Source organism: Clostridium mobile (genome assembly GCF_018918285.1).
GTDB classification, from domain to species: domain Bacteria; phylum Bacillota; class Clostridia; order Clostridiales; family Clostridiaceae; genus Clostridium_AW; species Clostridium_AW mobile.
This window is the reverse complement of the sequence record NZ_JAHLQF010000001.1, coordinates 873,035-887,247: the sequence shown is the minus strand read 5'-3', so window position 1 is coordinate 887,247 and position 14,213 is coordinate 873,035. Positions and strand designations below refer to the sequence as shown.

At 27.3% G+C, this 14,213-nt stretch carries 14 protein-coding genes; 11 read left to right on the top strand and 3 right to left on the bottom strand.

Annotated features, from left to right (window positions below):
• Window positions 1–90: 90 nt before the first annotated feature.
• Window positions 91–1,320, bottom strand: a complete 1,230-nt coding sequence (locus KQI86_RS04350) for a D-alanyl-D-alanine carboxypeptidase family protein (protein WP_216437914.1) — start codon at window positions 1,318–1,320, stop codon at window positions 91–93.
• A gap of 116 nt (window positions 1,321–1,436) precedes the next feature.
• Here KQI86_RS04350 and KQI86_RS04345 point away from each other — a divergent pair, with 116 nt between their 5' ends.
• The 3 genes from KQI86_RS04345 to KQI86_RS04335 all read left to right on the top strand — a co-directional run bounded on the left by KQI86_RS04345 (window position 1,437) and on the right by KQI86_RS04335 (window position 3,468).
• Window positions 1,437–2,021 carry a helix-hairpin-helix domain-containing protein gene (locus tag KQI86_RS04345; protein WP_216437913.1) on the top strand — a complete coding sequence of 195 codons (585 nt, stop codon included), beginning with the start codon at window positions 1,437–1,439 and terminating at the stop codon, window positions 2,019–2,021.
• 241 nt (window positions 2,022–2,262) lie between these two features.
• Window positions 2,263–2,859 carry a GNAT family N-acetyltransferase gene (locus tag KQI86_RS04340; RefSeq protein WP_246582646.1) on the top strand — a complete coding sequence of 199 codons (597 nt, stop codon included), beginning with the start codon at window positions 2,263–2,265 and terminating at the stop codon, window positions 2,857–2,859.
• Between the two features lie 234 nt (window positions 2,860–3,093).
• Window positions 3,094–3,468 (top strand): hypothetical protein, encoded by a 375-nt coding sequence (locus KQI86_RS04335; protein ID WP_216437912.1) that lies wholly within the window; start codon window positions 3,094–3,096, stop codon window positions 3,466–3,468.
• Between the two features lie 443 nt (window positions 3,469–3,911).
• Here the strand turns inward: KQI86_RS04335 and KQI86_RS04330 are convergent, their stop codons facing one another.
• Complete coding sequence (locus tag KQI86_RS04330; RefSeq protein WP_216437911.1) at window positions 3,912–4,541, bottom strand: phosphatase PAP2 family protein; 630 nt, start codon at window positions 4,539–4,541, stop codon at window positions 3,912–3,914.
• Between the two features lie 403 nt (window positions 4,542–4,944).
• Between KQI86_RS04330 and KQI86_RS04325 the strand changes: the two genes are divergently transcribed.
• From KQI86_RS04325 to holA, 5 genes are all read left to right on the top strand, one after another.
• Window positions 4,945–5,226: a DUF503 domain-containing protein gene (locus tag KQI86_RS04325; RefSeq protein ID WP_216437910.1), complete on the top strand. Its 282-nt coding sequence runs from the start codon at window positions 4,945–4,947 to the stop codon at window positions 5,224–5,226.
• 333 nt (window positions 5,227–5,559) lie between these two features.
• A complete protein-coding gene (locus tag KQI86_RS04320) occupies window positions 5,560–8,019 on the top strand; it encodes a P-type ATPase actuator domain-containing protein (protein ID WP_216437909.1) in 2,460 nt (819 codons plus the stop codon).
• 51 nt (window positions 8,020–8,070) lie between these two features.
• Window positions 8,071–8,307, top strand: a complete 237-nt coding sequence (locus KQI86_RS04315; protein ID WP_216437908.1) for a hypothetical protein — start codon at window positions 8,071–8,073, stop codon at window positions 8,305–8,307.
• The gene (locus KQI86_RS04310; protein ID WP_216437907.1) at window positions 8,307–9,980 is read left to right on the top strand and encodes a ComEC/Rec2 family competence protein; all 1,674 of its coding nucleotides are present in this window, start codon (window positions 8,307–8,309) and stop codon (window positions 9,978–9,980) included. The genes KQI86_RS04315 and KQI86_RS04310 overlap by 1 nt, the downstream gene beginning before the upstream one ends.
• A 1-nt stretch (window position 9,981) precedes the next feature.
• On the top strand, window positions 9,982–11,007 hold the full coding sequence (gene holA / locus KQI86_RS04305) for a DNA polymerase III subunit delta (RefSeq protein WP_216437906.1): 1,026 nt from the start codon (window positions 9,982–9,984) through the stop codon (window positions 11,005–11,007).
• A 70-nt stretch (window positions 11,008–11,077) separates the two neighbouring features.
• Here the strand turns inward: holA and rpsT are convergent, their stop codons facing one another.
• Window positions 11,078–11,344 carry a 30S ribosomal protein S20 gene (rpsT, locus tag KQI86_RS04300; RefSeq protein ID WP_216437905.1) on the bottom strand — a complete coding sequence of 89 codons (267 nt, stop codon included), beginning with the start codon at window positions 11,342–11,344 and terminating at the stop codon, window positions 11,078–11,080.
• Between the two features lie 204 nt (window positions 11,345–11,548).
• Here rpsT and gpr point away from each other — a divergent pair, with 204 nt between their 5' ends.
• From gpr to KQI86_RS04285, 3 genes are all read left to right on the top strand, one after another.
• Window positions 11,549–12,523, top strand: a complete 975-nt coding sequence (gene gpr, locus KQI86_RS04295; protein ID WP_216437904.1) for a GPR endopeptidase — start codon at window positions 11,549–11,551, stop codon at window positions 12,521–12,523.
• 103 nt (window positions 12,524–12,626) lie between these two features.
• Window positions 12,627–13,715: a stage II sporulation protein P gene (locus tag KQI86_RS04290; protein ID WP_216438338.1), complete on the top strand. Its 1,089-nt coding sequence runs from the start codon at window positions 12,627–12,629 to the stop codon at window positions 13,713–13,715.
• A gap of 204 nt (window positions 13,716–13,919) precedes the next feature.
• Window positions 13,920–14,204 (top strand): hypothetical protein, encoded by a 285-nt coding sequence (locus KQI86_RS04285; protein WP_216437903.1) that lies wholly within the window; start codon window positions 13,920–13,922, stop codon window positions 14,202–14,204.
• Window positions 14,205–14,213 lie beyond the last annotated feature (9 nt).

Here is a 14,213-nt window from a genome sequence, read left to right as displayed (position 1 = left end):
TAGCATCCGTTATGCACAGCATAAGAACTCTAAATCGTTTTCACAGAGTGCGATGGGGGTATTATGTATGGTAGTCATCGAATAAAGTAATTAGTAAATATTTTTTAATTTGTTTTTTCTATATATAATTACTAAAGCTATTATTATGACTGATAATAATAAGGATACTATAGTAACGACAGTTGTGTTCATTTTTGATATTACCTGAGCTGAAACATTAGTTTTTATTATATGATCTGAATCACTTAAAAGTTTTAATGTTCCGATATTTTTATCATTAAAGGAGATTGAAGCATTTATTACATTATCACCCTTTTGAAAGGACTCACGACTTAAATCTTTATTCTCTAAATTAAATACAGCTTTTTCATCATTACCTTTTTCTTTTATATAATAAAAGTCTTCAGAAGCTAGTAACTTCACATTTAAATCCTTTTCATTATACTCAGTAACAACTTCATCTTTTGAAAACATTTTAACTAGTTCATAATTATTAAAGCCATAATCGAATAATTTTATAGCATCGGCGAAATAAGTCTTATTTTTATCATGAATAAATGCAGCAACAAGTCTATGATTATTTCGTTGTGCACTAGCCACATAAGAATGCTCAGATTGAACGGTGTAGCCAGTTTTTCCACCTTCTATTCCATCATAATAATAAGTAGAATATTGTTGAACTAATTTATTTTTGTTCCACAAAGGCCTTGGCTCTTTAGATTTATTTGTAGGGGCTATTTTATATGATAAAGATGTGGATATTTGCACATAATCAGGATATTTAGCTAACTCCCTCATGATTAAAGCTAAGTCTTTAGCAGAAGTTCTATGCTTGTCATTGTAAAGTCCGCTTGGATTTACAAAATTAGTATCTTCACATCCTAACTCTTTTGCGCGTTTATTCATAAGCTTGGCAAATTCCTCGACGGAACCGCTGATATGCTCGGCCAAAGCTTCAGAGACATCATTTGCAGATTCTAAAAGAAGAGCATAAAGTAAATCTCTAACGGTTATTTGCTCACCTTCAAAAATATATATTTTGCTACCATCTGCAAAAGGAGGTTTTTTTCCAACGGTAACTACATCATCAAGGTTAGTATTTTCTAAAGTTAATAAAGCTGTCATAATCTTAGTGGTTGAGGCAGGTGGATAAGGCTTATCCATATTCTTTTGAAATAAAATTTCTCCTGTAGTAGCGTCCATTAAGATAGCTCCATCAGCAGAAACACTAGGTGGATTACTTTTTGCACTAACTGTGTTTAAATTTGGAATTATAAAAAAAATTAAAACAAGTATAAGTAAATTATGTATTTTTCTCATGATATCCTCCTTAGTTTTGCTTAAAAACAATTATATCAAAAATCATCCAAAACTGCGATATTAATTAATAAATTTGTCAATAATTTAAAATAACATTATCTTAGGAGGTATAAATTGTGAAAAATAAGAAGAAAATAATAGGTTCTACCGTAATTTTAGCTTTATTTTTATTTTCCATGCTAATAGGATATTTTAGAGATAATGTCTATAATGAGAAAACTGAAGACATATTTATTGAAAATAAAATTGAAAATAAAGAGGAATCTCAAGAGAGTGGTATAACCATTTATGTAAATGGGGAAGTAACAAATCCAGGGGTATATAAATTAAAAGATGATAGTAGGATAGAAGATGCAATTAAAATAGCAGGCGGATTTACCAAGAATGCAGATAAGGATAAACTTAACTTAGCGAAAAAAATAAGAGATGAAGATTATATATTTGTATATGAGAAAGATGATGAAAATGGTGATGGATCTAAAAGAAGCAACAGTAATAATGAAGAAAAGAAGATTAACATAAACGATGCTTCTAAAGAAGAATTAAAATCCATCCCTGGAATAGGTGAAGTAACAGCACAAAAGATAATTGAGTATAGAGAAAAAAATAGGGGATTTAATTCTATTGAGGAGATAAAAAATATAGATAGAATTGGAGAAAAAACCTTTGAAAAGTTAAAAGATAAATTAGATATAAGATAATATGCTTAATAAATATAAAAACATTAGGTGCAAATTTAAGTACTTAATTTATATTATTAAATTAAATAGTTAAGTAGATATAGTGTATTTTGTACATTGAATATATACCTTATATCATTATATAAAGATTAAAGGAAATGTATAATAGTAGTATAAGAAATATTTAAAACTTAATATACAAATGTACTCAATTACATGTGATTAAATATGCTTGTTATATTTTTAGGGAGGCTTAGAAAGCATGGGTAGTAAGAGCATAAGAAATGCTCAAGAAAAAGATGTTAATGAAGTAGCAGAACTTATTTACAGCACGGAAAATGATCAAGAATATGTCTGGGGAGGAAAGTCTAAAAAGGATAATATAAAAATAATAAAAAAACTTGTAAAGATGCCAGACTCAAGATATTCATTAAATTATACAAAGGTTATAGAGTATAATGGTGAGGTAGCAGGAATAATAATAACTATACCTTATGAAGATTTTAATAAACTAAATGTGAAAACAGAAAAAATAATACTTAAATCATTAAAAGGATTTGTTAAAAAAATTAGATTTCTAATTGAAGATGTAAAATATAATTTAGTAGGGGAATGTAATAAAGGTGACCTTTATGTTGCTAATATCGCTACTAATGAAAAAGTAAGAGGACTAGGTCTCGGTAAAGCTCTTATGAATTATGCAGAGCGGTTAGCAAAAGAAAACCACTATGAAAGATGTGTTTTAATTGCTAAAGATGAGGAAACGTCAGAGTTCTATGAAAAAATAAAGTATGAAAAAGTATTTAATAGAAACATTTTAGGTGAGAGAATAATTAAGATGGCTAAGCCTATAATATAGATGTAAAAACATAGAAGTATTAATCAAATAACATGCTAGGGATTATTAAAAATTCCTAGCATGTTATTTTTTAAAACATATTTTAATATATGTTTTAAAAAGATAAATGTTAAAAAATAATTTTTGTATTTATATGGAAGAAATCATAGCGATTAATTGTTTTATTGAAGGAAATTTCATCTTTACGTAGAATATAGTAAAAGGATTGTAGAATAATTAAAAGGAGGAAGTCCAATGGCTCAAGCTCACCTAGTGAAAGGGGAGATATTTTTTAATGAAAGCCTAAAAGAACGTGAATATAATTATTTAGACGTTCTGGAAGGAAGCTCTAAAATAGATTTTTCAATATTGAAGAATCTAGGAACTATTGCAATTAATAAAGAGCTATACTTAAGATGTGAAAAAAACATTATAAGGTTATTAGTGCTATTATCCTTAATAAGTTTTAAAGATGAAGGTAAAGAAAATTATACAAAAGAAGAAGTAATTAATAGAATTTTATTTATAAAGAAATATTATAATATAATAAAACCTGAAATTATCAATAATATTTTTTATTTCAAGCCTGATATGTTAAAAGTAGAGAAGTTATTATATGAGCAAAAATAGTATTTGCATTATTTGTAATTAAAAACCTTGTGTATTCAAGGTTTTTTTATTTTTTATAAATATTATTTATAAAATCGGTAATAATATTATTATGATAACCTCTTGATTTTCCCCAATTTGGGGATTTTTTTTTACCTTATTCCATATATATCATTCACAATGCTCCAAATATACTGGGTGAATGGATTTTTTAAACAAATTTTACCTAAAGCTTAAAAAGCACTTGATTATAGAAAGGAGAGATATAAATGCATAGAGAAAGTAAAAAGCAAGCTAAAAAAGGAAGTAAGAAAGGTGCTAATGCTGACATAATACATGTTGATGAGATGAAAAAGCATGATAGCAATAAAAAGAATATGAAATAAATATAATTCATGTAAGATACATTGTAAAATGATATAATATAATTATAAAAATAAGGAGTATAGAATTATCTATACTCCTTATTGTGTATCCGAAATAAAATTCCTTTTAAAATTTAACCTACCTACTAAATAGAAGACAAACTCTCCTACTAATATTGCGGATACTAAATCTAAAACCACATGTTGTTTAACGAAAAGTGTTGAGATTATAATTATAGTTGACACTATATACACCGAAAACTTTATGAAAAGATTTTCTTCAAAACTTATACCTTTAATCATTAAATAACAAGTTAATACATGTATACTTGGAAAACAATTAAAAGGCTTATCAAAATAGTAAATGATTCTAGTTAATTTAGTAAATAAATCATCACCGTACAGTATAGGTCTGGGAACTGTAGTCTGAAAAAGGAAGTAAGTTATATAACAGATGATTAACCCTAAATTTAAGCTTATTAAAGTTCTATAATATATTTTTAAATCTTTCGTACATAGATAAAATAGAGTAAGAAAAATAAAAGGATACCAAATTATATAAGGAACTATAAATTCTTTAACAAAGGGAATATTTCTATCTACCTCAGTAATTATGGTATAGACACCTCTATTAGCATTATTCAATAGAGCATAGAACACATTAATTATTGGTATTGAAACCAAGGATAACATATGAAAAATATTACTTTTAATTCTTTCTTTTTCCATTTTCGCCTCCTATATGTATCATTTTGTATTATTTCACTTTATATTATTTTAATACATAATTATTTAAATATTTATATACTAAAGCTTAAGAATATCTTAAAAATATATTAAAACAACTGGACCTTTTGTAATATAAGCTAAAAGGCTAAAATAAATTAAGCCTTCAAGAGGAATTAAACTTAACTATTCATAAGAATATACCGATAATAGAGATGGTATAAAAAATCAGCAGATTAAAAGAAACTTAAAAATGCTATTAAGATAAGAATATGCATAAAAATAAAATTAGTTCAGATGTGAACTTTGATAATAATTAAAAGAATTTTGTAAAAGAATATTTGGATTTATATAATAAAACTCTTTGGGAATAATAAGGATAAATTATTTTAATAGGAGAATAGAGATGATTATAGGGACAGGAGTAATTTGTCTAAGAGCTAATTGGGTTCATTCATTAAAAGAAAAAAGGATGATAGTTCAAAGTCTAACCACAAGAGTAAAAAATAAATTTAATGTATCTATAGCAGAAATTGAAGATCAAGACTTACATCAGTCAATAGTATTAGGAGTAGTCTGTGTAAGTAATGAAGTAAGACATGCAAATGAGGTAATACAAAAAGTGATGAATTTTATAGAGAATAACACTGATGCTATTGTAGATGAAATAACTATTGAAATAATATAAAAAATTCAAAAGCATTGTAAATTATAATTTACAACAAATATTTTTTAATTTTAGGATAGGCCAAATTATTTTCAGAGTTGTAAGTTTCTACAGAGATAATCTATTGTAGGAAACAAAAAGCTAAGTATGTAGTGAAGCTGCTCTAAAAAAAGTCACTATTTAACTATATACTTGGCTCTTTTATGTTTTATAAATATATTTTGAAGTGTTGATTATTATATATATTGAGAATAATTATTTATTGTAAAAAATTTTTAAAGATATTTAGATATTAGATAAATAGGTCTATACATATAGATTGCTAGACGTACTCATTATTCGGAGGTAAGGTTTATGACTGAATGGTATAATTTAAGTTGGAATGAAGTAGTAGAACAGCTTAATAGCGATGCTAATAAAGGTTTAACAGAAGAAAAAGTGGAAAAGCTACAAAATAGTTATGGGAAAAATATTATAGAAATTCCTAAGGGAAATAACATTCTATATATTATGCTTTTGCAGTTTAAAAACTTTTGGCTGTTGTACATGCTATTAATAATAGGAATATATTTTTATATAGGTCAGGTTAATGAGGCTATATCTTTATTTGGCATTTTAATGTTGAATATTATTGTAATTTCTTTTGGAGAAAGTGAAAGAGAGAAAGAAATTAAAGAATTACAAAGGCTTCAATCATCTCAGGCGATGGTGGTAAGAAATGGAGCTACTGTAAAGATAGCTGCTGAAGATTTAGTGGTTGGGGATATTATTATATTAAATGATGGAGATATTGTTCCAGCAGACATAAGATTAATAGAGGGAGATAACATTAAAGTAAAAGAAGGAGCTGTAACAGGAGAAGGATATACAGTAGAAAAATATAGCACAAAAATTGAAGATAAGGAACTTCCTCTAACAGAAGTAAGAAATATTTTATTTAAATCTTCAGCTATAATAGAGGGAAGCGGCAAGGGAATAGTTATTGCAACAGGGACAGGCACTGAAATAGCTAACATAATTGGGTTAGTCGTAGAAAACAATGAAGAAGGAAATATGATAAATAAAAAACTCCATAGTATATTAAACTCATTTACAGTAATATCTATTATAATCTCTGCTTTTATGGCGTTTATTCAATTATATATATTAAAAGGTGATATAGTAGATGGATTTTTTAGTTTTGCTTGGGCACCTATTGCCTTTATTCCATTTAGTATTTTTATATTAATAGAAATAATATCATATTTTATAATAAAGGATTTTAATAAAAAAGGAACAGTAATAAAAAATCTGTCTGTTGTAGAAAATCTATCAAAAATAAATATGATATGTGAGGATAAGGTAGGAGTATTTTCCGAGAATTATGCTCATGTGAAGAGTGTTTATGTAGATGATAACCTTATAGGTGTGGAAGATCTTAACTTAATGGAATTAAATGAAGAATTTAATACATTAAATAGAGTTATACATATTGGAATGCTATGTAATGATACAAAATTTACTAATGGAGAGTATATAAATCCTAAAAATGATATAACTGAAATAGGGCTAGCAAAATTTGTTCGTGAAAATAATATACATAGTCTTCAATTAGAGGGGATAGAAAATAGAGTTTTAACTATTCCTTTTGATAAAGACAGAAGGCTCATGAGTACAATTAATAGAGTAGATAATAATTATAGAGCTAATGTTAGAGGAACAGTAGATTCACTTTTGAATAGATGTACTCATTTAATGAAAAATGGAGTAGAAAAAGAGATTGCTGAAGAAGATATTAGAAAAATTAAATATGCAGATATTCAAATGTCAAGGATGGGGCTTTATGTAGTAGGATTTGGATATAGAAATTACAATTATGAGCCAAGCATTAATGAAAACTTAGAAAGTAATTTAGTATTTGCAGGATTAATAGGATTTTATAATCCACCTTTAAATGAAATTTCAAATTTAATAAAGAAGGGACGAGAATTAAATATTCACCCTATCATATTTACAGAAGAGAATAAATTAACAGCAGAATCCTTTGGGAAAAAGATTGGAATACTTAACAGGGTAACAAGGGTATTGTCAGCAGTTGAAATGGACAATATGCCAGAGGAAGATTTAAACAAGATAATAGGCAGGATGTCCATATTTTCAAAATTAGAATCTAAACATAAAACTAAAATAGGTAAGCATTATAAAGAAATAGGACAAAATCTTATGATGTCAGGAAAAAGGATTACTGATTTGCCGTATTTAAGAATCTCAAAAGTTGGTATGGCTCTTGATGGAACAAATATAGTAAATAAATTATCTGATGTGTTGGTAAAAGAAAGAACCTATGAGAGCTTATTAAATATTATAATTTCTTCAAGAAAAATAGTTAATTCCTTAATAAATATTATAACATATAGTTTTTTATGCTCTCTAACTGCAGTTATTGTTAATATAGCTTCTAAGCTATTAGGATTAGGTTATGTATTAAATTTTTATAATATTCTTTGGATCAATGTGATTACTACAATAATATCTTCTATAGGCATAGCTTTAAATTATAAAAATGAAGAAGAATATAACACAGAGTCCATAGGAAAGAACATATTTAATGGTATTATTTTAAAATCTATATTTAAAGCAGTATTTATAGCAGCTGTAGTGTTAGGTAGTTTGTATTTAAATGAAAAAATATCATTTTTAATTTTAAACTTATGCTTAATAATATTATCAATAACTTTTAATAAAAAACATACTTCAAAAAGCAAGTTATGCTATATATTTAATGCAGTAGTGCAATTGATATATTTCATAATTTTAACAAAGCCCAATATATAGTTTAAACTCCATAGTATTGGATAAAATAATAATATGGAGGTGCAGTATGCTATGTTTGAAGGTATCTTTGAAACCATAGTTATGGGAAGTGATACTGTATTTTTAGATTTACCACAAGAAGAGTATATTTCAAAATATAATACACTGGATTTTGACACTGCTCAAAACTTAGCTGAAAAATATTTTGAAAGTAAAGGGGAAAAGGTAGTTCCGGAAGTTCAAGATTTTTTTGTAAATGAAGATATTCATAGGATTAAAATAACGGTTCAATTGAAGGATTTAAATTAATGAAAAGACATATAGTTTTTTATGCTGTATCTTTTTTCATAGGCTGCTTTTCATCCATGTGTTATATAAGCAATATTTATATAGGTGCAGTAATAGCTGCATCTTTTTTATACATAATTTTTATATATGAAGATAAAATTATTATTATTATTATGTTAGCATTCTTTTTATGTGGTGCTTTTAGATTTAACAGTTATTTTAATTATTTACCTAAGAATGAAGAAAAAATTAGAATACTAGATCATAGAGAAAATTATATTGTTGGTGATATAAAAGGCAGAAGGGTACTCATTAAAGGGGAAGTGGAGGGACTATTAGAAGGCTTAAGCATAGCAGCAAAAGGTGAATTTAAAAAAGATATTAACTATGGTAAGGGCATAATAGGAAGTTATCAAATATATGAATATAAAAATAAAAAAGAAGATTTAATATATAAGTTTGGGGATAGAAAAAGAAGAGTCATAAAAAAGTTGGAGAAGAATTTAGATAAGGATAAGTTGGCATTGGTGATGTCTTTATGTTTTGGTGATGTAAGCTTAATGGATAATATAGAAAAATATAAACTTCAAAAACTGGGAGTCATTCATGCCATTAGTGTGTCGGGATTTCACATTTCTATAGTGTATAAAGTTATACATATGATTTTAGGATTTAAATTAGCATTAATATTTACTCTATTGTATGTAATTTTTACGGGATTTAAATACTCTACACTAAGAGCTTTTATTATGATATTAATACTATCTTTTTCAGATAAAGTATATAAAAATTATGATGGTATTTCTTCGTTAGCCACCGCATTTTTAGTAATTTTATTTATAAAACCTTATTCTTTTATGGAAATGGGCTTTTCATTATCATTTTTAGCTACATTAGGTATAATATTGCACTACAATAATATAAAATCCACCCTCAAATCCGTACCAGAAAAGTTGAAGGATACCTTGAGTATAACTTTAAGTTCTCAAATCTTTACTCTACCATATATAGCATTCACTATGGAAAATTTCAGTTTAGGTTTTCTTTTAGGAAATATATTTTTAATGCCCATATTTTCTTTAATAGTTATATTAGGCAACCTTTCTATACTTACTATTAAAGCTGATCTTTTATTTAGCATTATCTCTTATATACTCTATTGTTTAACCTATGCCGTGCAATATGTTTCTTATTTACTTATAAAAATATGTCCACCGATCTCATATTTAGGTTCTCTTGAAGGTATATACTTTATGATAGTGTATTTTAGTTATATAATGATTAAAAAAGGAGTAGTAAAATTTAAAGCTTTACCTCTTATATCTTTCCTATTGATATTTATAAATACATATTCATTATTTCCTTCAGTTTATTTCATTAATAATGAATATGTAAACGGGGCTGTTATAAGGTATAATAATGAATGTGTTATGGTATGTAATTATGATTTAGAAAAGGGAAAGGAAGTTATACAAATAAAAGAAAGCTTCAATGCTACTAAAGTAATAACGGATATAAAGGATAGTGATTCTATTTATATAAAAAATTATGAAACAAATATTTTATTTGAAGAAGATAGAGTATCAGGTATAAAATTAAGGAAAAACAATAAAAACTTTTTAGTGATTTCAGAAGAGGAAAGGGATTATTGGTATAAAATAATTTTCGGAAGAGTTGTTAAATGGAGGTATTAGGATGATTAATTTATCTCAATTTGAAGATAAGATAAAAAAAGGGACTATAGATAATTGTTATGTTTTTTGTGGCTTAGATGAGGAAGCTATAAAGGATAAAATAAGAGTATTAGAAAGAAAAATACTGGCTGAAAATTTTGTGGATTTAAATTTTGTTAAATTTGATGGAGATAATTTAGTAAATCTTGACTCCGTTATAAATGCCTGTGAAACATTACCTTTTATGAGCGAAAAGAAAATTGTTTTAATATATAGGGCTAATTTTTTAGGAGAAAAAGAAGATGGCAATAAAAAAAGTCTATATAATGAGCTTAATAGTTATTTGAAAAACATTCCACCCACTTGCACATTAATAATTTATTATATTTTTAAAGATAAAAGGGAAAAACCAAGTCGTAAGATTTTATCATTAGAAGGAAAAGCCACTGTGGTAAAAAGTGATAAAATATATGGACGAGAATTAGAAAGTAAAGTAAAAAATATATTCCAAAGCAAGGGAAAGGATATTGGAAACGTAGAATTGAAATTGTTTTGTTCCTTACTGTCTGGCGATATGGGAATAATAGAAAATGAAGTGGAAAAGCTATGCTGCTATGCTATAGATAGGGATATAACAAAGGAAGATATATATCTTCTTTTAAATAAAAAAGAAGATGATGATATTTTTGATTTAGTAGATTTAATTGGTGATAAAAAAGTAAAAGAGGCTATAAATTCCCTAAATGAGTTGATGCACAAGGGAGATAAAGCTAACGAGATTTTATTCATGATTGAAAGGCAATTTAAATTATTATATAGAATAAAATATTCTTTAGAGAGAATGATGAGTAGAGATCAAATATGCTCAGAAATAAAGCTTCCACCTTTCATATGTGAAAAGCTAATAAATCAAAGTAAGAAATTCACAATATCTAAATTGGTAGGAGCCTTAGATATTTGTTTGAAATGGGAAAAGAACCTAAAAAGTTCTTCCTTAGATAGGAAAACTCAAATGGAGCTCTTATTAATTGAGACTATGACTGCATAGAACTAAAATTATTACAAAATGTATATAATGTGTATAAAAAGCAAAAAACCGGTGGATACACCGGTTATTTTTATGCGTTTAAACCATTTAATTTTGCTGATAATCTTGATTTAACTCTTGCCGCTTTATTTTTATGTATAACTCCTTTTGAAGCAGCCATATCTAAAGCTTTTGCTGAAGCCTTGTATTCAGCTTTAGCATCTTCAAGGTTACCACCAGCAACAGCAGTTAAAAACTTCTTTATAGTTGTCTTTAAAGATGATTTTACCATTCTGTTTCTTAAAGTTTTTGTTTCAATAACTTTTATTCTTTTCTTAGCTGATTTGATATTTGCCATGTCTTTTCACCCCCTTGTAATATTAATAGGGTATCAGCAGTTTTTGGGGAAATCTGCGGATCAGTCCAAATTATTAACAAAGGTTATTATAACATTTATTTTATTCTACTTCAAGTGGATTTTGCCTATATTTTGATAAGAATATGAATGTGGAATAATGGAAAAACTATATTGAAAATAAGATAAAAGAAAGGAAGAAGACAAATGGTTAGTGTTAGAACGGATTTAGCTGTTGAAGCAAAAGAATTATATGAAGAAAAAAGTAGTAATAAAATACCTGGTGTAGAGGTAAGTGAACATGTAGACAGTAATATAAAAATAACCGATGTTACAATAGTAGATGAGTCTGGAGAGAGGGCAATGAATAAGCCTAAAGGAACATATATTACATTAGATATTCCAGAAGTCAGTGGCTACGATGAAGAAACTATGGAGGATGTAAGTAGAGTGCTAGCTAAAGCCTTATCTCCATTAATAAATTTAGATGAAAATATGACCGCTATGGTGGTAGGGTTAGGAAATTGGAATATAACTCCTGACGCACTGGGTCCTAAGGTAATTGAAAAATTAATGATTACAAGGCATTTAAAACAACTTATACCTGATCAAATAGATGAGGGAATAAGACCTGTATGCGCTATGGCACCAGGAGTGTTAGGACTTACAGGAATAGAGACAGGGGAGATTATAAAATCCGTAACTGAAAAAATAAAGCCTAATTTAATAATATGTATTGACGCTCTTGCATCAAGAAGATTAGAGAGGATAAATAGAACCATACAAATAGGAAATACAGGAATATCTCCAGGTTCAGGAGTGGGAAATAAAAGGATGGAGATCAGCGAAAGAGCCTTAGGTATACCAGTAATAGCAATAGGAGTTCCTACAGTGGTAGACGCAGCTACAATTGCAAATGATACTATAGATATAGTTTTGGATGCAGTAATAAATCAAGCTACGAAAGGTAGTGGATTTTACGACATGTTAAGATCCTTAGATAGAAATGAAAAACAAAAAATGATAGAAGAGGTTTTAAACCCTTATGTAGGAAATCTCATGGTAACTCCTAAAGAAGTTGATAGCGTTATAGATAGTGTATCAAAAATAATTTCCACAGGTATAAATATTGCTCTTCAACCTGCGTTGGAGTTAAAACAAATTAATAATTATATAATGTAATTATCATATATATATTTACCCCCTCATATAATAGTTAACATATAATCTGCTTTTACATATGAGGGGGTGTATTATGGACATTAAAGAACGAACAGAGAAAACTATTAATTATAGAAGAAATAATAATAGAACGAATAGAATGATAAATAAAAGTAGTATTTTAGCCTTTATGCTCACATTAGTCTTAGTGTTTTTTGTTGTGCTACCTTTTGTAACTAAAGCAAACTCTAGAGCTGAGGGAATAAGAGAAAATTTTTTTTATATGAAAATACTAAACAATACTATGCCTTTAGTTGAGGCCACGGTTTTTAATGAAGAAGACATAGGCGAAAGCAGGTTATCTTTAAAAGATAGTGTGTTTGAATTTTTCAATATTAACATTAAAGATCCAATATCTCTTATTAAAAGAGAAATGGCATACATTGGATTAGATTCGGAGACAGAAGGACATGGAGAAAATAAAGTAAATATAATATTTAATCCCTTTAAACTAAATGACAATGCTGTATCCATGGAAGAAGAGAATAAATTGAATTTACCTAATAAGACAGTAACAGTACAAGATCCGAATTTGAAAAAGACCTTAAATAAATCAAAACCTGAAGTGTTAATATATCATACACATACAACAGAAAGCTTTAGACCTGGACCAAAGGATAATTTAGATTTAACAAAGAGTATTGCAGCAGTAGGAGATGAACTGAAACGCGAGCTTGAAGAGAATTACGGTATATCTGTTGTTCACGATAAAACTATCCATGATGCTACAGCGTATACTCAAAGCTACCAAAGATCAGGAGTAACTTTGGACAAACATCTAAAGCAATATGGTGATTTTAAGCTCATAATAGATTTACATAGAGATGCTGTAGATAATAAAAACGCTGTCACTACAAAAATGAATGGAGAAGATGTTGCTAAAATTATGTTTGTAATGGCTAAAAAAAGTCCTAACTATAAAAACAATCTATCTTTAGTAAATAATTTAATAAATACGTCCAATAAGTTGTACCCAGGTTTTTCTAGAGGCATATATTATTATAATAATGGAACAAGTTATTTCCATCAAAATAAGAATAAAAATGTAGTTTTAATAGAAGTAGGTGCTCATACTAACACTTTAGATGAAGCAAAAAATTCTGCTAAATACATAGCAAGAATAATAGCTGAGCAGCTCAATGGTAAAAAATGAATAAAAATATATCAAAAGGACACCCTTATAATAAGTATTTATCCGGGAACTAAGAGCTTTTAATACCCTCATCCTTATTTAAGTTAGAATTAAAAATTGTTAAGCTCCTGGATAAGTTCTTCTAATTTTCAGCTAGAGTAAGCATTCTTTATAATGAGGCTCTATATGAAATTAGGAATCACTTAATTAAGGGGTGTTTTTTTATTGAAGAAAAATAAGTATATAATAGTTTTTATACTTTCATTATTTATAGTATTAATTGGATTTTTAAAGGTTAGCAGTGCTTTACCTACCTTTATAAAAAATAAATCTAACTTCAAAGTATATTTTACTGAAAGACCTTTTGATTTAACCATAGAAACTAAAAATTATATAATGTATTTTAATGAAAAATCTATTGATAATATTCAAAATAGTGTTCATGAAACCTTTAATCAAATTGTTCAGTGGAGTAAAGATAAATTAGAAAGTAGTACGGAGGGCATATAGTATAAGGGA